General features: G+C 63.5%; 17 protein-coding genes. 11 read left to right on the forward strand and 6 right to left on the reverse strand.

The window, feature by feature from the left end; translation table 11 throughout:
• Positions 1–59: 59 nt before the first annotated feature.
• From BM136_RS07505 to BM136_RS07525, 5 genes are all read right to left on the reverse strand, one after another.
• Positions 60–1,874: an LVIVD repeat-containing protein gene (locus BM136_RS07505; RefSeq protein WP_092971244.1), complete on the reverse strand. Its 1,815-nt coding sequence runs from the start codon at positions 1,872–1,874 to the stop codon at positions 60–62.
• A gap of 28 nt (positions 1,875–1,902) precedes the next feature.
• The gene (locus tag BM136_RS07510; RefSeq protein ID WP_092971245.1) at positions 1,903–2,946 is read right to left on the reverse strand and encodes a porin; all 1,044 of its coding nucleotides are present in this window, start codon (positions 2,944–2,946) and stop codon (positions 1,903–1,905) included.
• Between the two features lie 240 nt (positions 2,947–3,186).
• On the reverse strand, positions 3,187–4,206 hold the full coding sequence (locus BM136_RS07515; RefSeq protein ID WP_092971246.1) for a porin: 1,020 nt from the start codon (positions 4,204–4,206) through the stop codon (positions 3,187–3,189).
• Between the two features lie 68 nt (positions 4,207–4,274).
• Entirely contained in the window at positions 4,275–5,219 is a 945-nt protein-coding gene (locus BM136_RS07520; protein WP_254775634.1) for a 2-hydroxyacid dehydrogenase, read from the reverse strand.
• Entirely contained in the window at positions 5,216–5,626 is a 411-nt protein-coding gene (locus tag BM136_RS07525; RefSeq protein ID WP_092971247.1) for a VOC family protein, read from the reverse strand. Before BM136_RS07525 ends, BM136_RS07520 begins: the two co-directional genes overlap by 4 nt.
• A 217-nt stretch (positions 5,627–5,843) precedes the next feature.
• Between BM136_RS07525 and BM136_RS07530 the strand changes: the two genes are divergently transcribed.
• Both BM136_RS07530 and BM136_RS07535 read left to right on the forward strand, forming a co-directional pair.
• A complete protein-coding gene (locus BM136_RS07530) occupies positions 5,844–6,791 on the forward strand; it encodes an alpha/beta hydrolase (protein ID WP_092971248.1) in 948 nt (315 codons plus the stop codon).
• A 41-nt stretch (positions 6,792–6,832) separates the two neighbouring features.
• Entirely contained in the window at positions 6,833–7,756 is a 924-nt protein-coding gene (locus BM136_RS07535; RefSeq protein ID WP_092971249.1) for a dihydrodipicolinate synthase family protein, read from the forward strand.
• 17 nt (positions 7,757–7,773) lie between these two features.
• Here the strand turns inward: BM136_RS07535 and BM136_RS07540 are convergent, their stop codons facing one another.
• The gene (locus BM136_RS07540; protein ID WP_092971250.1) at positions 7,774–8,433 is read right to left on the reverse strand and encodes a GntR family transcriptional regulator; all 660 of its coding nucleotides are present in this window, start codon (positions 8,431–8,433) and stop codon (positions 7,774–7,776) included.
• A gap of 278 nt (positions 8,434–8,711) precedes the next feature.
• Between BM136_RS07540 and BM136_RS07545 the strand changes: the two genes are divergently transcribed.
• The 9 genes from BM136_RS07545 (at position 8,712) to BM136_RS07585 (ending at position 17,331) form a co-directional block, all read left to right on the forward strand.
• Complete coding sequence (locus BM136_RS07545; protein WP_254775635.1) at positions 8,712–9,602, forward strand: fumarylacetoacetate hydrolase family protein; 891 nt, start codon at positions 8,712–8,714, stop codon at positions 9,600–9,602.
• 54 nt (positions 9,603–9,656) lie between these two features.
• The gene (locus BM136_RS07550) at positions 9,657–10,658 is read left to right on the forward strand and encodes an ABC transporter substrate-binding protein (RefSeq protein ID WP_092971252.1); all 1,002 of its coding nucleotides are present in this window, start codon (positions 9,657–9,659) and stop codon (positions 10,656–10,658) included.
• Positions 10,659–10,725: 67 nt separating this feature from the next.
• A complete protein-coding gene (locus BM136_RS07555; RefSeq protein WP_092971253.1) occupies positions 10,726–11,316 on the forward strand; it encodes a VOC family protein in 591 nt (196 codons plus the stop codon).
• A complete protein-coding gene (locus BM136_RS07560) occupies positions 11,313–12,056 on the forward strand; it encodes an ABC transporter permease (RefSeq protein WP_092971254.1) in 744 nt (247 codons plus the stop codon). The genes BM136_RS07555 and BM136_RS07560 overlap by 4 nt, the downstream gene beginning before the upstream one ends.
• On the forward strand, positions 12,056–12,907 hold the full coding sequence (locus BM136_RS07565) for an ABC transporter ATP-binding protein (protein ID WP_092971255.1): 852 nt from the start codon (positions 12,056–12,058) through the stop codon (positions 12,905–12,907). The genes BM136_RS07560 and BM136_RS07565 overlap by 1 nt, the downstream gene beginning before the upstream one ends.
• Before the next feature lie 72 nt (positions 12,908–12,979).
• A complete protein-coding gene (locus tag BM136_RS07570) occupies positions 12,980–13,957 on the forward strand; it encodes a LysR family transcriptional regulator (protein WP_092971256.1) in 978 nt (325 codons plus the stop codon).
• A 127-nt stretch (positions 13,958–14,084) separates the two neighbouring features.
• Positions 14,085–15,575, forward strand: a complete 1,491-nt coding sequence (locus BM136_RS07575; RefSeq protein WP_092971257.1) for a 2-hydroxymuconic semialdehyde dehydrogenase — start codon at positions 14,085–14,087, stop codon at positions 15,573–15,575.
• Entirely contained in the window at positions 15,572–16,393 is an 822-nt protein-coding gene (locus BM136_RS07580) for a 2-keto-4-pentenoate hydratase (protein ID WP_217649348.1), read from the forward strand. Before BM136_RS07575 ends, BM136_RS07580 begins: the two co-directional genes overlap by 4 nt.
• Complete coding sequence (locus BM136_RS07585) at positions 16,390–17,331, forward strand: acetaldehyde dehydrogenase (acetylating) (protein ID WP_092971258.1); 942 nt, start codon at positions 16,390–16,392, stop codon at positions 17,329–17,331. Before BM136_RS07580 ends, BM136_RS07585 begins: the two co-directional genes overlap by 4 nt.
• The last annotated feature ends 12 nt before the right edge of the window (positions 17,332–17,343 follow it).

The following is a 17,343-nucleotide window of genomic DNA, read 5'->3' on the forward strand; positions in this document are numbered from 1 at the left end:
TTCTGGTGCTGGCGCCCGCTGCAAACCTGTGCAGGCGGGCGCCCGGTGCGAAAGGCTGACTAGCGATGCGGCCAGGGCTTGGCAGGTGCGCCCATCACAGGCTCGCCCAGCAGCGGCGTCGACAGGGCGTAGGCACCATCCTCCGTAAAGGCCCAGATGATGTTGCGGTCGTACTCGGTGTAGATCGCGAACACACCCTTGCCCAAGGTGTACGAAGGCAGTTGCGTCTCATCCGCCAGCGCGGGGATGAAGTAGCCCGCGATGGACGGATGTGCCGGGTCTTTCACGTCGTAGATCTGCACGCCCGCGTTGTAGAACGAGTACGGAACGATGCCTTGTTTCCAGCCGCCAGGCTGGCCGATGGCATTGGCACGCTTCGGGCCGTAGTTGCCGCCGCGCTGGCAGAAGCTCGTGAATGGCGCACCCGGCGGAATCTCGGGCTCGGGCAGTTTGGTCGCGATCTTCAGATGCTTCGGGTCGCGCGCATCGACCACGAAGATGTCCTTGTACGGTTCATAGCAATCGCGGTTCATCGGATAGCCATTGGTGAACACGTAGCCCGTGCGCGCGTACTGGCTCACGTCGGCATTGTCGTACTCTGTGCCGGCAAAGCTTGGCGGTGTGTTCACGTTGCTGAGCATCTTCGGATTGGCCGGGTCGGACAGATCGAACGAATACAACCCGAGGCCGCCCATCGCGCCAAAGCCGATCTTGCCGCCCGCTTCCAGTGGCTTGGGCAGGAAGATCGGGTTGCGTGAACCCATCCATGACGTGCGGTTGCCCGCGCGCGGATTCATCAGATACGCCTGTTCGTGCTCAGGGTTGCCCAGGATCTGGCCCGGCACCGCAATTTGCGAGACGAACTTCGGATCGGCCGGGTCCGACATGTCCCACACCTGGTAGCCCGGCGAGTACAGATAGTTCGGATACTCCGTCAGCGCATAGCTGTCGTCCGGCGCGGACGACAGGATCATGTATTTGCCGCCATAGTATTCAGGCGCGTCCAGCGAACCGGAGCCCTGCTGCTGGCCGATCGGCGCGTTGGGATGCTGGTAGTCGGTCGTGCGGGTTGCGATCAGCTTCCATTGGTCCGGCAGCGGCCCGTCCATCTCGAAGACCTTGAAGCCCTTGAGCGAGTTGTAGCTGCGCTGTGCGGCCACCTTGTCAGGCTGGTCGATCTTTTCGGTCATGAGGCCATAGCGGCCGATCTCGAACGAAGCGACGAGCACCGGCTTGCCGAGCTTCTTGCTCCACGCGATGGTGGCGCCGCCCAGATAGTCCTGCACTGTGTTCGGATCGTACTTCTCGCTCGAACCCTTCGGACCCCACACGCCGCCCTTGGAAAATACGACCTTGCCGTTGGCCGGATCGGTCACGTCCATGATGCGCAAGTAGTCGCGGTCGTGGATGTACAGGTAACGCTTGCCCTGAAAGTCGAGGATGTTGTTCCACGCATGAAAGGGCGAGCCGACACCCGGATAGAACGCCAGCACCTTGACGTTCTTTGCGTAGCTCTTCTTGTCCCACGAGGTCATCTCGCCGGGGAAGCGCTTGCCTTCATGTACTTCCGGCGTGGCCTTCGGCCAGATGAACTTACCGGTGGCCGGGTCCATGCCGTAATCCACACCCGCCTTGAGCGGGGCCGGCTTGCGGTCAGGCGTCAGGCGCAGCCAGCCGGCCAGGTATGGGTCTTTCACGTTGGGCATGCCGGGTGTGCCCGAAGGTGCTGCTACCGGTGCCTGGCTGGGGGCTGACTCAGCCGTAGGTGTGGGGCCGGATGCCATCACTTGCGATGATGCCGTGGCCAGAATGAACGCGAGCGTCGCGCCCTGTGTCAGGGCTGTTTTCAGACGCGGATGTCGCGATCGAAGCATGGGGGTTTCTCCTTGGAATGAAGACGGATCAGAATGCGTGGCGGATGCCGATCTGGAAGCCGGTCGGGCTCTGGCCGGCGTTCGGGTAGGCCTGCCACGTCACCGGATACGGGACCGACACGTTGTTCTTCAGCTTGATGTGCGCGACGGTTGCGTACAGGTCGGTCCGCTTGGATAGCCCATAGATGTAGCCCGCTACGAAGCCCACGGCGTTGGAGACTTTCGTGTTGTTGTCGTCGTGGCGGTAGACGGCGCTTGCATAGACGCGGCTGCGGCCGTCGATGTTCCAGCGCGCGCCGAGCTGCGCGTCCCACCCGCGCGAGTTGAACGCAACGTACGGCGGGTAGGCGTAATAGCCGTTGTACGTGTGGAAGATGGCCGTGGGCTCGAAGCCGCCGATCTTGTAGACGGCAGAGAAATAGTTGTCGCGCGACGAGTTGATGCGGCTGCTGTTGAAGATGTCGCGCGTGTACTGCAGCTCGCTCACCGCACCCAGGAACAGGGGGCCGCTGCGGTACTCCAGGCTCGTGCTCAGGAAGCGCCCTGCACGCGTGGTGTCTTCCAGGCCCGTGGCGTACATCGCGCGGCCGGTAAAACCGAAGAAGCTCGGTGTCTTGTACTGGATGGCGTTGTCTACGCGGTACGACGCGTAGAAGAACTCCATGTTGTTGACCATGCTGAAATCAGCCGCCCAGCTCGGGTCGGCATAGCCGGCAATCCAGTACGACGGCGTGAACTGGCGGCCAAGCGTGATCTCGCCCAGTTTGTCGCTCTTCAGACCCACAAAGGATTGGCGAAACTGCGTCGCCTGCTTGCCGTCATCGGCCGAGAACATCGGCTCGATTGTGAACACGGCCCGGTTGCCATCCCCCAGATCCTCAACCCCGCTGATGTTGAAGCGCGAGTTGTTCAAGCCTCCACTCGACATGCGCGTGGTGGTGCCGTTGCCCGAAGAAATCAGGTGCGAGATGTTCAGATCGACGTAGCCGGACAGCCAGACGCGCGAGTCTGCTTGCGCAGCGCTGCTTACGCACAGCAGCATGGCGCCGGCGGCGAGTAGTTTCCTTTTCATTGGGTCTCCGAGTTTTTTGTGTGGTTGCTGCAGGGAGGGCGGCTTGTGCAGCGGCAGATCGTTTTGTCTGCTCGTCGCTTGCGTAGCCGGCTCTAAAGCCCTTCCTGTCTGTGTCGATGCTTTCGTGTATACACAGACGGAAAAAATTATACGTAGAGAATCATTTGGATTTAGAGCTTTATTTTTTTATACAAAACGCTGATTTGGTTATAGCGGGTAGACCCGGATAGCCGATGCGCGTCAGAACAGATGCCGCATGCCGATGGCGTAGGTCATGGCCGTTGCGCTGCCGCTTTGCCGGTCGTAGACGCTGACTGCATAGACATCGGTGCGCTTGGAGAAGGCGTAGTCGAGCCCCGCTGCCGCGGTATTGCGCGTGGTGGCTACGCCGCGCGGCGCCGTGCGGCGTGTGTTTGCCCATTCGCCCAACAGCGACAACTGCGCGGTCAATGGCACGGAAGCACCGACCTCATAGGTATGCGATCCGATGTCCGTGGCGTTTGTGCGCGTGCCCTGGACGGCGCCGTACAACTTCAACCAGGTGAAGTCGTAAGTGGCACCGGCCAGGTAGGCGTCCTGGCTTGGGGCGGCGGCTCCTGCAACGATCCGGTTGCGTTGCACGGTCGCGACGGCGGTGAACGCCGCCGACGTGTAGTGCAGCGACGCAGCAGTGTTGTAGACGCCCGGCGCGCCGGGTTTTCCGCCCAATGCATACACGGCCGTGGCCTTGAGGCCATTCAGGTTGGGGCTGCTGTACTGTATGCCGTCGTTCCAGACCGTGTCTCCTGCGATGGCACCGCCATATGAGGCGACGAACGTCCGCATCACCAGCGGCGAGAACAGGATCGACGCCTGGAACGGGTTGAGGGTTTGCTCACCGAGATACATCAGATTGGTGTGCCGCCCGAAGGTCAGCTTGCCGAATCTGCCTTCCAGACCGACGTAGCTGTTGCGGCCCCAGAACGGGTCGGCCGACGTGCGGCCCATACCGCCGGTGTCGGGTTGGAAGAAACTCTCCAACACGGCGATGGCGCGGGTGCCGCCGCCCAGGTCTTCGGTGGTCTTGACGCCCCAATAAGGTGCGGTCAGGCCGGGTGCTTGCTGCAGGAGCGTTGCGGGTGGGCCACCGCTTCGTTTGGAACTCGCCATGTCGAGCCCAACCAGGCCGTACAGCGTGACAGAGGTCTGCGCCCAGGCGCAGTGCGACACCGACAAGCCAGCCACGCAAAGCGCCAGCGCCGGCAACGAGCGAACGTGCATGAAGATCCCCCAGAAGTTGGGAGTGGGCAGGACGGCGCGGCGCAACTTGTGCTGGCCGCGCCGCGGGGTCAGGCGGTGGGCACAGCCAGTTGCACGCGCTTACGCGCGAAATGCTGCGACAGGCTGGCGAGCAGCGCATCCCGCTGTGCCAGCCAGGAAGCAGGCGAGCGTCCAGCCATGTGCGGCGTGATCAGGACATTGCGATGGCGGAACAACTCGGCTGGCACCTCGGGCTCGTTCTCGATGACGTCGAGCCCTGCGCCGGCAATCTCACCCGCATCCAACGCATCGAGCAGCGCCCGCGTGTCGAGCACTGAGCCGCGCGATACGTTGACGACATAGCCCGAGCTGCCGAGCGCCTGCAGGACCGAGCGATTGATCAGATGCCGTGTCTCGGGCCCACCATTGCAAGCGATGACCAGGAAATCGCTCGCGGCGGCCAAAGCGGCGGGGCTGGCGTAATAGCGGCCCGGCGCGTCGGCTTGCGCGCGGCGGCCGTGATAGCCCACCTTCATCGCAAAGCCGTGCGCGCGCGCTGCAATCAACCGCCCGATACGACCCATGCCGACAATGCCGAGCGAGGCTCCCGCCAACGTTGGCCGAGCCTGGCGCGACTGCTGCCACCGCCCTTGCTGCACGGCTGCGGTGAGCGGTGCATAACCGCGCGCCAACGCCAGCAACATGCCGAAGGCGTGATCAGCAACCGTTTCTGCATTGGTGCCGGGCGCATGCGTCACGACGATGCCACGCCGCGCCGCGGCCTCCACATCAACGTTCTCGTAGCCCGCGCCGAACGCGCAGACGATTTCCAACGCAAGCAACTGCGCCATCTGAACATCAGACAACCCCGTCGAGCCATTGGTGACAACGGCCCGGATCGTCTCAGCACATGGAACATTGGGTGGCATACCGTCTGGGCAGTAGTGCAGCGCGTACTGGCTGCGCAGCGCATCGACTGTCGATTCCGGCAATGCAATCAACGCAAGCACCGCGGGCTGTGCCAGGGCGCTCATGACTGCGAGGGCGCCACTTCCTTCACCGCGCCTTTCCAGCCGTTTTCCGTGATGTCGAAGACTGTGCCGTCCGGCATGCGGTACTTCACCTCGTAGAACACGTTCGGGTCTTTTTCGTGGCGGCCCGTCAGGTAGGTGCCGCCTGCGGCGACGACGCGCGCGGCAGTGTCTTCCACGCTGTCGACCCACATGCCGAAGTGGATCACGCCGCGCACGTCTTTCAGGCCGGCGTAGCCAGGCACGGTCTCGTCCTTGAAGTTGAGCAGCGCGACGTTCATGGTGCCGTCCGTCATGTAAATGCCGCGCATGGCATTGCCTGCGCGGCGCATACCGAAGGCCTTTTCAAAAAACTGGGCAGCGGCTTCCGGATCTTCAACCGAAAGCGCGATGTGGCGGAGTTTGTCCATGAACGTCCTCAAAGCTTGGCGACGTGCGCCGTGATGGAAGGTGGCAGGACTGTGACGCAAGTTCCCTCGAGAATTCACTAGGTATACTACTTATACATTGTGTATACACAAGGATGAATTTATATACCAGAATAGCTTCCAATCGCCGTCCGATGAGGTTGGCGCCAGTGCGCTTCGTCACGAACCCTGTTTTCGGGCGCTATGCAGGAGGCTGTGGATGCAGGTTTTGCAGGAACCGCTGGGCAATCTTTCCGCCGAGCTGAGGCAGCGCTTCGCGCAGATCGGCGCTGTCTGGGGGCGCGACATCAACGCGCATCGCGATCTCGTGATCAATGCATATACGCCGCTGGTGGCCGCTGCCGCCAATGACGCGGCCGATCGCTGTGAAGTCCGGCGCGACGTGCCGTACGGTCCGCATGAGCGGCAACGTCTCGATGTGTTCGTCCATACCGCCGCGCGCTTGACTGGCCACGCCGACGTGGTGGTGTTCGTGCACGGTGGCGCGTTCCTGCGTGGCAGCAAGAGCTTCAATGGGCTGATCTACGACAACGTGTCGCGCTGGTTTGCGCGGCAAGGGTGCGTAGCCGTCAATGTGGAATACCGGCTGGCGCCAGAGGCGCCATACCCCGCCGGGGCGGAAGACGTGGCCGCCGCGCTGGACTGGGTGCGCGCGCATGTCGCAGGGCTTGGCGGCAACCCGCAGCGGGTCTTCCTGGTCGGGCATTCGGCCGGTGGCGCCCATGTCGCCACGTATCTCGCCGATCCGGCATTGGCCGCGCGGCGCACTACCCACGTTGCAGGGGCGGTACTGATCAGCGCCCGCGTGGCAGCCGACGTATTACCCGACAACCCGAACGCCGCCGGCGTGCGCGCGTACTTCGGGGACGACACCTCGCTGTACGCACAGCGCTCACCGCTCACCCACGCACACCACATCGACGTACCGCTGATGGTGGTCGTGGCCGAATACGAGAACCCGTATCTCGATGCCTACGGGGCAGCGTTTTTCGAGCGCATAGCCCAGGCACGCCAACGCACGGGCCGCCCCGCGCAGGCACCGCGCTTCGTGCAGATGCTTCGGCACAACCACACCTCTGTGGTTGCGCATTTCGATTCCGGCGAGACGCTGCTCGGCAACGCGATGCTTGATTTCTTCCGCGCCTGACTGCTGCCGTTCCGCTTCGTTCATCCCCTTAGGAGATCTGCATGTCCGCATTTGGCAAGCCGCGCGTGTTCGCGCCCGTTGTCACGCCGTTCCGCTCAGACCTTGGTGTCGACACGCCGCGCTTTGTCGCGTTTTGCCGCTGGCTGGTCGGGCAGGGTGCGGGCCTGGCCGTGTTCGGCACCAATAGCGAGGCGAGTTCCCTGAGCCTGGCCGAGCGCCGCGCCATGCTCGACGCCGTGTTTGCCGCTGACATCGACCCGACGCAACTGCTGCCCGGCACCGGTGCCTGCGCATTGACGGAAGCGATCGAGTTGACGCGTCATGCTGTGACAGGTCATTGCGCCGGTGTGCTGATGCTGCCGCCGTTCTACTACCAGGGCGTAAGCGACGACGGCCTGTTCGCGTATTACTCCGAGGTCATTCAGGCCGTTGGCTCGGATGCCTTGCGCGTGCTCCTGTATCACATCCCGCAGTTCACGGGCGTGCCGATTTCGCACGCGCTGATCGAGCGGTTGGTTGCCGCTTATCCGAACACCGTAGTCGGCATCAAGGACAGCTCAGGTGATTGGGCGAATACCGAGGCGATGCTCAAGCGCTTTCCCGAATTTGCCGTGTTTCCGGCGTCTGAAGCGCTGCTCGGCAAGGCGCTACCGCTGGGCGCGGCCGGTTGCATTTCGGCCACGGCCAACCTGCAGCCGCATGCGATTGCCCGCCTGCTTGCCGCTACGACGGCTGAAGAGCGAGCGACCTGGGAAGCGGAGGTGACGGCCTTGCGCACCATCGTGCAGGCGCTGCCGATGATCCCAGCGCTCAAGGCCGTGCTGGGCCATCACATGCAGCACGAAGGCTGGAGCCGCGTGCGCCCGCCCTTGACTGCGTTCAGCGCAGAACAGGCGGGGGCGCTGCTGGCGCAGCTCGGTGCATTGGGGTTTTCGATGCCACAGGCCCAGCAGGTGGCGGCATGAGTGTTTTGGACGAAACCTCAGGCGCTCGCGCGGGCGCTGTGCTGCTTCTTCAGGCGGCCGAGCACGACGATCGACAGACGCGCGGTGTGATCGCGCATCGCGTTGTAGGCGCGCTCCGGATCTGCGCTAAGGATGGCGGAGACGATCTCGCGGTGCTCGTCGGTGGCGGCTTCAAAACGTGTGGGCGATGCCGGTTGCGCCGCGCGGAAACCAGCCAGCCGCTGGCGCTGTACCGCAATGATCGACGCCAGCGATTTGCTCTGCGCGCCCTTGCAGATGAGCTCGTGGAATTCACGGTTGAGCTCGAAGTAGAGCGCTTCGTCGCCGCGCGCGATGGCTTCGTTCATGTCGCTCTGGAGCACTTCGAGCTGCTTCTTCTCGACCACGCTCATGCGTTGCGCACTCAGGCGGCAGCACAGGGCTTCCAGCTCGCACATGGCTTCGAGCATGTCGGCCAGTTCTTCGATGCTGAATTGTGCGACCACTACGCCCTTGCGCGGCGTGAGTTCGACCAGTCCACGGACGGCCAGCTCGCGCAGAGCCTCGCGGATGGGCGTGCGCGACGCATTGAAGCGCTCGGCCAGCGCCGCTTCTTCGAGCTTCTGACCCGGCTCAAGCGTGCCGTCGATGATCTCGTCGCACAGCAGTCGATAGATTTTGGAAGAGAGCGTCGTCATCGTGTCAGCGGTGGGGTTGGGCGCAACGGTGGTCTACGCAGACGTGCGTCGCATTATGCGCCAGCAGCCCCGCAGGGCAACCCGATGCGATGCATCGCACGCTGTATCGGCAGTGCCGGCTTGCCTTGGGAGAACCCCACGGTCCGCCGGTTTTTCTGGAATGGGAGTATACGCTAGTTACATGTTGAATACATAGATTGGTATATGTATACAAAACAAATTCACTCATCACGACAGTGAGGACACAAGTGATCAGTTTCGGGATTGCAAGCTATGAAATGAATGGCCGCGTTGCTGCTGGATTGAGCGTGGGCGACGCGCTGTATGACATGCAGACCGTGTTGAAGCAGGCCACGGGAGCCACAACGCCCATAGACGTCGATGCCCTTGTCCGAGACTGGGACAAGAGCGGCGCGGCTGCCGTGCAGCAGTTCGAGGCGGCGGCGCGCGCCGTTGCCGACGGCACCATCACCGCCAAGCCGCTCATTGGCTACCGGCTGCGCGTGCCGTTCACGCCGCGCCGCATCTTTGCCGCTGCCTCCAACTATTACGAGCATGCCCGCGAGATGGGCACCGAGCTGGCCCCGCGCGAGGAAAGCACGCCCTACATGTTCATGAAGGCCGAGACCAGCGTGGTGCCGACGCTGGCCGAGGTACGCATCCCGCCGCACGCGGAGCGGGTCGACTGGGAGGTGGAGCTGGCCGTGGTGATCGGCAAGCCGGGCCGCCAGATTGCCATTGAAGATGCGCTGGACTACGTAGCCGGCTACACCGTGCTGAATGACGTGAGTGCGCGCGATCTGAACCGCCGGACGGACTATCCGTTCAAACACGACTGGTTTCGCGGCAAGAGTTTCGATACCTTCGGGCCGCTGGGGCCATGGCTGGTGCCCCGTGCGTGTATTGCCGAGCCGCAGAACCTGCGCATGCGGCTGACGGTCAACGGCGAGACCATGCAGGACGGCAACACGTCGGAGATGATCTTCAGCGTGGCCGAGCAGATCCACTACCTGTCGTCGATCCTGACGCTGCAGCCGGGCGACGTGATTGCCACCGGCACGCCGACGGGGGTCGGCATGGGCCGCGGCATTTACCTCAAGCCCGGCGATGTGATGGTGGCGTCCATCGACGGGATCGGGTCGATCGAAAATCCGCTGGTGCAGGGATAACGCACTTCGCGCACGGATCACAGTCCTGTCACACCATATCTTGACGGAGGAGACATGCTGGAGCGGTTAAGTGCCCTGGCCCGCGGGCTGGTGTTCGCGGCAGGCTTGGGGGCAGGGATGTTGTCGGCAGCGCATGCGGCAGATGCCGTGCGCGTCAATCTGGCGTGGCTGCCGCAGGGCAGCACGGGCGGCATCCTGGTTGCGCAGGCCAAGGGCTATTACAAGGCGGCCGGTCTGGACGTGACGGTCATGCGTGGCTATGGCGGCCAGCGCACCGTGAACGAGGTCGACGCGGGGCTGTTCGAGTTCGGTTACGGCGACCCCGTGAGCGTGACCCTGAACCGTGCCCACGGTGGCCACACGGTGATGGTGGGCGCGATCAACACGCGCTGGCCGGGTGCCATCTGCTACGTAGAGCGGCCGGGCTTCAAGGTGACCTCGCTCAAGGATCTGACCGGCATGACGCTGGGCGGGGGCGGGGCATCGGCGGTACAGAACATCGTCCCGGCGTGGCTGAAGCAGAACGGCATGGCGCCCGACGCCATCAAGCTGGTGCGGCTGGATCCGGCGGTGATCAACACCGCGCTGCTGCAGAAGCGTATCGATCTGTCTGAATGCTGGGAGGGCGCCAGCCTGGCTGTGCAGGAGGCTTTTGCACAGCGCGCGGGGCAGAAGCTGGGCAAGGTGTTCTACCGCGATTTCGGCCTCGACATGATGGGCAGCGGTATTGTCACCACTGACCGCTACATCGCGCAGCATCCGGATGTGGTCAAGCGCTTTGTCGAAGCGACGTACCGCGGCTACGCCTTCATGCGCGATCAGCCGAAGGCTGCCGCGGATGCGATCGTCGCGCAGCAGCCGCTGCTCGATCGCGCCATCCTGCAGCAGCAGATTGCGGAAACCAACAGCCTGATCTCGGACGAGCCGGACAAGCACAAACTCGGCTGGCTGCGACCCGAACGCATCAACGGGACCATCGATTTCCTGTCGAGAGCGTTTGACCTTCGCGGCAAGGTCAAGCCTGCCGACCTGTACACCAACCGCTTCGTTGAATGAGCGTCCATTGAATTCGGGGCTACGGCCCAACCCGCCCGCCACGTACGGGCACATTGGAGTGAGACAAATGAACAGCTTGCGTCCCAAGCGGCTCGGACACATGGTTTTGATGGTGCGGGACATCCAGCGCTCGGCCAAGTTCTATACGGAAGTCCTGGGCCTGAAGGTGTCGGACTGGATTGGCGATCAAATGGTCTTCCTGCGTGCGGGCTCTGATCACCATGACCTGGCGCTGTCCCAACTGCCGAAGGATTCGCCTGACTTCAACGACCTGCCGCGCTACTCGCGCCCCGGGCTGGAGCATTTCTCCTACCTGATCGACAGCGTTGAGGAGATGGAGCGCTCGGTCAAGGTGCTGCAGGAGCACGGCGTAGAGATCGTGCGTGGCATCGGCCGCCATGGCCCGGGTGACAACTACTTCCTCGTCTTCAAGGACCCTGACGGCAACAACGTCGAGGTCTACTGCAACATGGAGCAGATCGGCGAGCGCGACCCGCGCGAGGCACAGGTGTGGGAGCGCAGCATCGAGTCGTTCGATCAATATCGCTTCGAGCGCTTTGTGGTGCCGCCGCCACCGCACCTTGTGGCACAGAAGTCGGGCGCAGCAGCTCCAAAGGGCGAGTCTGCCGACAAGGATGCCCCCGGAGACAAGTCATGAAGCGCGCGCTGGAAACCGCCGCGTTCTGGATCGTCGTCGGGCTGGTGTGGGAACTTGGCGTGCGCTGGAGCGGCGCGCCCGAGTATGTGTGGCCATCGTTGTCGTCCGTGCTTTCGGCCGGTTGGGAGATGCGCGCGCAGCTAATGAGTGACACCGTTACCACTGCAGGAGAAGTGTTTGCAGGCTTCATGCTCGCGCTGGTGAGTGGGCTTGGGCTGGGGCTGCTGGCCAGCACCTCGGCCATCGCCCGGCGCACGCTATTTCCGCTCGTGACGGCCTTGCAGAGTATGCCGAAGATCGCGCTGGCGCCGTTATTGATCGTCTGGTTCGGCTATGGGTTTGCCTCAAAGCTGGCCGCAGCGGTGTTGTTTGCGTTCTTCCCAATCGTGGTAGCCACGATGGGCGGCTTGGCTGGCGTGCCGCAGAACCTCGACGAGCACTTCCGCGCGCTGGGCGCATCGGCCTCGCGCACGTTCTGGCATCTGCGTCTGCCCGCCGCCATGCCGGCGCTGATGGACGGCCTGAAGATCGCCATGCCGTTGGCGGTGATCGGCGCCATCGTGGGCGAGTTCATTGGTTCGGAATTTGGGCTGGGGCATCTGATCGTGTTCGCAACGTCGAATGCGCAAACGCCCCTGTGCTTTGCGGCGATCCTGATGGTGACGGCGCTGGCGATGGTGTTCTACGCCGCTGTCGATTGGGTCTCGCGTGCTGTCTGGTGGAGAGGAGTCACGGTCTGATGGCAATCGTCAATCTGTCGCGCGCCGTGCCGCGCGAAACCGCAGTGATCGCCGCTGCCAACCCCGCAGCGCAGGACATGACGGCCCGCGTGATGATCGATGTCGACAACGTGGGCAAGCGCTTTGCCGCGCGCGGCGGTGCTGCGGCGTTCAATGCGCTTGAGGACGTCTCGATGCAGGTGCGGCAGCGCGAGTTCGTCTCCATCCTGGGGCCTAGCGGCTGCGGCAAGAGCACGCTGCTGCGTATGGTATCGGGACTGGTGCCTTGTGATGCGGGTGAGATCCGCGTCGACGGCAAGTCGATTGCGGCGCCAGTCCCAGAGATCGGTGTGGTCTTCCAGACCAGCAACATGCTGCCGTGGCTTACGGTGGGTGACAACATCCGCTTGGGCGCCAAGCTGCGCAACCTCCCGAGCGTGAAGACCGAGGCGCGCCTGCCGGGTCTGCTCGATACGCTCGGACTCACGCAGTTTGTCGATCGCTACCCGCACGAGCTGTCGGGTGGCATGCGTCAGCGTGCGGCCATCGGGCAGATCCTGTTGCTCGAGCCGCGTGTGATGTTGATGGACGAGCCATTCGGCGCGTTGGATGCCCTCACGCGCGACAAGCTCAACGTCGAGTTGCTGCGCATCTGGCAACAGAGCACGCTGACGGTGCTGCTGGTCACGCACAGCATCCATGAGGCGGTGTTCCTGTCCGACCGCGTGCTGGTGATGTCGCCACGCCCCGGCCGCGTGCAGCACGATGTGAAGATCGACCTGCCTCGCCCGCGGCAGCCGGACGAGATCAAGCGCGACCCCCGCTACGGCGAATACGTCTCGGAACTGTCTCGCATGATGGGAGTGTTCTGACCTGAGTGTGGGTTCTGAACGGGGCGGGCGACTGCTACGATCGTGCATCGCCCGCCTTGAATGAAAACAGACATGCAAGCCAATCCGCTCAGCGAGATCTCTCTGATCCGCCGGCTGAAACTGAATCAACTGATGATCTTCGAGCGAGTGCTGGAGACGCGCTCGGTCGTGCGTGCCGCCAACGAAATGCGGCTGACGCAGCCCGCAGTGACGAAGGTCATTCACGAATTGGAATCGTGCTTTGACGGGGCGCTGTTCTCGCGCTCCAACCGCGGTGTCGTGCCAACGGAGCTGGGGCTCATGCTCGGCCGGCGCGTGAAGTCGCTCATGGCCGAGTTGCGCTACATGACCGATGAGCTGAATGACTTCCGGCTCGGCACCAGCGGACATGTGATTGTCGGTACGTTGATCTCGGCATCGGCACGGCTGCTGCCGCGTGCCATAGCCATGGTGAAGTCGCGCACGCCCAACGTGCTCGTCACCGTGCGTGAAGGGACGACCGCGCATCTGTTCCCGGCCTTGGCGACAAGCGATCTGGACATCGTCGTCGGCCGCTTGCCCGAGCGGGAGTTGCCGATTGCCAGTGCGTTTCCGCTGACGCACGAAGCGCTGTTCGATGAATCGCTGTGCGCGGTGGTAGGCAAGGGCTATGGCGCTTTGCCGGAGTGTGTGGCGCATCTGTCGGAGCTGGCGGGTTCGCCGTGGATTTTGCCGACACCGGACTCCCCGGCGCGGCTGGCGGCGGAGCATCTGTTCCGCTCCGCAGGCCTGCAGCTGCCGACCGATATTGTCGAGTCGCTCTCGCTGCTGACCAACATTGGCCTGCTGCTGGAGACGCCGCGCATTGCGCTGATGCCGCGCGTGGCAGCAAGGCAGTTTGCCGATGCTGGGTTGGTGAGCATTCTTGACCTGCCGCAAACAGCCGCGTTTGGCACCGTAGGATTTTCGGTGCGCTCAAACAAGGAGCAGAGCGCAGCGTGCGGGGTCTTTATCGAATGTCTGCGAGAAGCCGCGCAAGCAACCACACCCGACGCCGGGAAATTCGCCTGAAACCCAAGCAGGACTAGCCTTGCGCTGGTATTCCGGTTTGGGATACTCAGCGCCGAATGTTTCATTGTTCTTCTTCGCCGCGCATCCCTAGACTCCTGCCAACACCTCAACAAGAGCAGGAGACGTTGTGAACCAGGAACCGGCTGGCGCCGCGCACGCACCGCGGCTTTTACGGCACTACATCGATGGCGAGTTCGTGGCGAGCGCCACCACGTTTGCCGATGTCAGCCCTGTCGACGGCACGCTGGTCGCGCAGGTGTGCGAGGCCGATGCCGCTGCCGTTGATCGGGCCGTGCGCGCCGCACGCACCGCTCAACTCACGGGCTGGCGCGACACCGCCCCCGCCGAGCGCGCCGATTGGTTGCATCGCATTGCCGACGGCATCCAGGCGCGCTTCGACGACTTTGTGGCCGCTGAAGTGGCCGACACCGGCCGCCCGCTCACGCAGGCCCGCACGCTGGACGTGGCACGCGGCATCGCCAACTTCCGCACGTTTGCCGACCTGATCCGCACGGCCAACAGCGAGTTCTTCGAGACGCATACGCCCGACGGCAGCGAGTACATCAACTACGTGCGACGCAAGCCGCTGGGCGTGATCGGCATCATCTCGCCGTGGAACCTGCCGCTGCTGCTCTTTACGTGGAAGGTTGCGCCCGCGCTGGCCATGGGCAATTGCGTCGTCGCCAAGCCGTCGGAAGAGACGCCGGGGTCGGCCACGCTACTGGCGGAGGTCATGCACGACGTTGGCTTGCCGCCGGGCGTGTTCAACCTGATTCACGGCCATGGCCCGAACGCCGCAGGGGAGTTCCTCACACGACATCCGGACATCAGCGCCATCACCTTCACGGGTGAATCGCGCACCGGCAGCGCCATCATGAAGACCGTCGCCGATGGTGTGAAAGAGATCTCGTTTGAGCTGGGCGGCAAGAACGCCGCAGTGGTGTTTGCCGATGCGGATTTCGACGCCGCGGTGGAGGGCGTCGTCAAATCAAGCTTCACCAATGCCGGGCAGGTGTGCCTGTGCAGCGAGCGTGTCTATGTCGAGCGACCGATCTTCGATCGCTTTGTCGCGGCCTTGAAGGAGCGCACTGAGCAACTGTGTGTCGGCGCACCAGACGACCCGGCCACCACCATGGGCCCGCTTATCTCGCGTGGGCATCGGGAGAAGGTCCTGTCCTACTTCCGCTTGGCGGTGGAAGAGGGCGCCACGGTCGTCACGGGCGGCAGCGTACCGCAGTTTGGTGACGCCCGAGACGACGGCGCCTTTGTACAGCCGACCATCTGGACCGGTCTGCCCGACACTGCACGCTGCGTGAAAGAGGAAATCTTCGGCCCGGTGTGCCACATCGCCCCGTTTGACGCAGAGGACGAAGTGATCCGCCGGGTCAACGACAGCGCCTATGGTCTGGCCGCCAGCATCTGGACTACGCAGCTCGCACGCGGCCATCGCGTTGCCAAGCAGATCGAAACCGGCATCGTCTGGATAAACGCCTGGTTCGTGCGCGACCTGCGTACGCCGTTTGGCGGTGCCAAGCTCTCCGGCATTGGCCGCGAGGGTGGGCGGCATTCGCTCGATTTCTACTCCGAGTTGACCAACGTCTGCGTGAGGGTCGCATGAGCACCATCGATATGAACGCGGCCGTCGCGTTGGCGCATCAACTGTGGCAAGCCGAGCAGGACCGCGCCCCACACGCGCCCGTTCGTGACGCGATTGCCGCGCTCGGCGGCGATCCGCTGGAGGCGGCATATGCCGTGCAGCGCGTCAACACGGAACGCAAGCTCGCCAATGGCCGCCGGTTGGTGGGCCGCAAGATCGGTCTGACATCCAAGGCGGTGCAGGCTCAACTGGGCGTCGATCAACCCGATTTCGGCATGCTGTTCGACGACATGGCGATTGCCGATGGCGAAGAGATCGCGCTGTCTCGCACGCTGCAGCCGAAGGTGGAAGCCGAGATCGCACTTGTGCTGGAACACGATCTGCCGCACGAGCGCCACACCATTGCAGACCTCATTCGCGCGACGGCCTACGCGCTGCCCGCCATCGAGATCGTCGGCAGCCGCATTGCCAACTGGGACATCCGCCTGACCGACACGGTGGCCGACAACGCGTCCAGCGGCTTGTTTGTACTCGGCAACCGTCCGGTCAAGCTCGATGCGTTCGACGCCATGCAGTGCGGCATGGTGATGGAGCGTCGCGGCGATCAGGTGAGCGTAGGCGCTGGGGCAGCATGCCTCGGTAACCCGCTGTACGCCGCGCTCTGGCTGGCCAACACCATGACCCGTGTGAATGCACCGCTTCGGGCCGGCGACATCGTGCTCACAGGTGCACTCGGGCCGATGGTGGCTGTCACCCCCGGCGACATCTTTACCGCAGATATCGAAGGCCTCGGCAGTGTGAGCGCTTGTTTTTCCACCCAACCGGATCCCGTGCAATGAAGGGAAAATCCAAGCAGGCCGTCGCCATCATCGGCTCCGGCAATATCGGCACCGATTTGATGATCAAGGTGCTGCGTCACGGTCAGCATCTGGAGATGGGCGCGATGGTCGGCATCGACCCCAACTCTGACGGGCTGGCGCGCGCCTCCCGACTTGGCGTGCCTACCACCTCGGGCGGCATCGAAGGGCTGGTCGCAATGCCCAACTTTGGCGATATTCGGATCGCGTTTGACGCGACCTCCGCCGGCGCGCACGCCCACCACGTAAAGGTGCTGCGCCAGCATGGTGTTCAGGTGATCGACTTGACTCCCGCTGCCATCGGACCTTTCGTCGTGCCAGTGGTGAACCTGTTCGAGCATGTCGAAGCGCCCAATGTGAACATGGTGACCTGCGGTGGCCAGGCAACGATTCCCATCGTGGCTGCGGTCTCGCGGGTTGCTCCTGTGCACTATGCGGAGATTGTTGCCTCCATCGCGAGCCGTTCTGCCGGCCCCGGTACGCGCGCCAACATCGACGAGTTCACGGAGACGACTTCGAAGGCCATCGAAACCGTGGGCGGTGCGGCGCGCGGCAAGGCCATCATCGTGCTGAACCCGGCCGAGCCGCCGTTGATGATGCGCGACACCGTCTACTGCCTCACCGACGAAGATGCAGACACCGCCGCCATTGCAGACTCGATCGAAGCCATGGTGGCGGCCGTCGCCGGCTACGTACCGGGCTATCGGCTCAAACAGGCTGTCCAGTTTGACCGCTACACAGCTGACAGCCTGCTGGCACTCCACGCGAATGACCGCCGCGCAGGGTTGAAGGTGAGCGTCTTCCTGGAGGTGGAAGGTGCCGCGCATTACCTGCCGTCGTACGCGGGCAATCTGGACATCATGACCTCGGCAGCGCTGGCCGCTGCCGAGCAGATCGCGGCAAGCCGCGCAGCAGCCTGACGGAGGATCGGC

The organism is Ralstonia sp. NFACC01, assembly GCF_900115545.1.
GTDB lineage: Bacteria > Pseudomonadota > Gammaproteobacteria > Burkholderiales > Burkholderiaceae > Ralstonia > Ralstonia mojiangensis.

Bases quoted from the DNA above. Each gene is read 5' to 3' on its own strand.
- BM136_RS07505 (WP_092971244.1), bottom strand. From the start codon at position 1,874: ATGCTTCGATCGCGACATCCGCGTCTGAAAACAGCCCTGACACAGGGC.
- BM136_RS07510 (WP_092971245.1), bottom strand. From the start codon at position 2,946: ATGAAAAGGAAACTACTCGCCGCCGGCGCCATGCTGCTGTGCGTAAGC.
- BM136_RS07515 (WP_092971246.1), bottom strand. From the start codon at position 4,206: ATGCACGTTCGCTCGTTGCCGGCGCTGGCGCTTTGCGTGGCTGGCTTG.
- BM136_RS07520 (WP_254775634.1), bottom strand. From the start codon at position 5,219: ATGAGCGCCCTGGCACAGCCCGCGGTGCTTGCGTTGATTGCATTGCCG.
- BM136_RS07525 (WP_092971247.1), bottom strand. From the start codon at position 5,626: ATGGACAAACTCCGCCACATCGCGCTTTCGGTTGAAGATCCGGAAGCC.
- BM136_RS07530 (WP_092971248.1), top strand. From the start codon at position 5,844: ATGCAGGTTTTGCAGGAACCGCTGGGCAATCTTTCCGCCGAGCTGAGG.
- BM136_RS07535 (WP_092971249.1), top strand. From the start codon at position 6,833: ATGTCCGCATTTGGCAAGCCGCGCGTGTTCGCGCCCGTTGTCACGCCG.
- BM136_RS07540 (WP_092971250.1), bottom strand. From the start codon at position 8,433: ATGACGACGCTCTCTTCCAAAATCTATCGACTGCTGTGCGACGAGATC.
- BM136_RS07545 (WP_254775635.1), top strand. From the start codon at position 8,712: ATGAATGGCCGCGTTGCTGCTGGATTGAGCGTGGGCGACGCGCTGTAT.
- BM136_RS07550 (WP_092971252.1), top strand. From the start codon at position 9,657: ATGCTGGAGCGGTTAAGTGCCCTGGCCCGCGGGCTGGTGTTCGCGGCA.
- BM136_RS07555 (WP_092971253.1), top strand. From the start codon at position 10,726: ATGAACAGCTTGCGTCCCAAGCGGCTCGGACACATGGTTTTGATGGTG.
- BM136_RS07560 (WP_092971254.1), top strand. From the start codon at position 11,313: ATGAAGCGCGCGCTGGAAACCGCCGCGTTCTGGATCGTCGTCGGGCTG.
- BM136_RS07565 (WP_092971255.1), top strand. From the start codon at position 12,056: ATGGCAATCGTCAATCTGTCGCGCGCCGTGCCGCGCGAAACCGCAGTG.
- BM136_RS07570 (WP_092971256.1), top strand. From the start codon at position 12,980: ATGCAAGCCAATCCGCTCAGCGAGATCTCTCTGATCCGCCGGCTGAAA.
- BM136_RS07580 (WP_217649348.1), top strand. From the start codon at position 15,572: ATGAGCACCATCGATATGAACGCGGCCGTCGCGTTGGCGCATCAACTG.
- BM136_RS07585 (WP_092971258.1), top strand. From the start codon at position 16,390: ATGAAGGGAAAATCCAAGCAGGCCGTCGCCATCATCGGCTCCGGCAAT.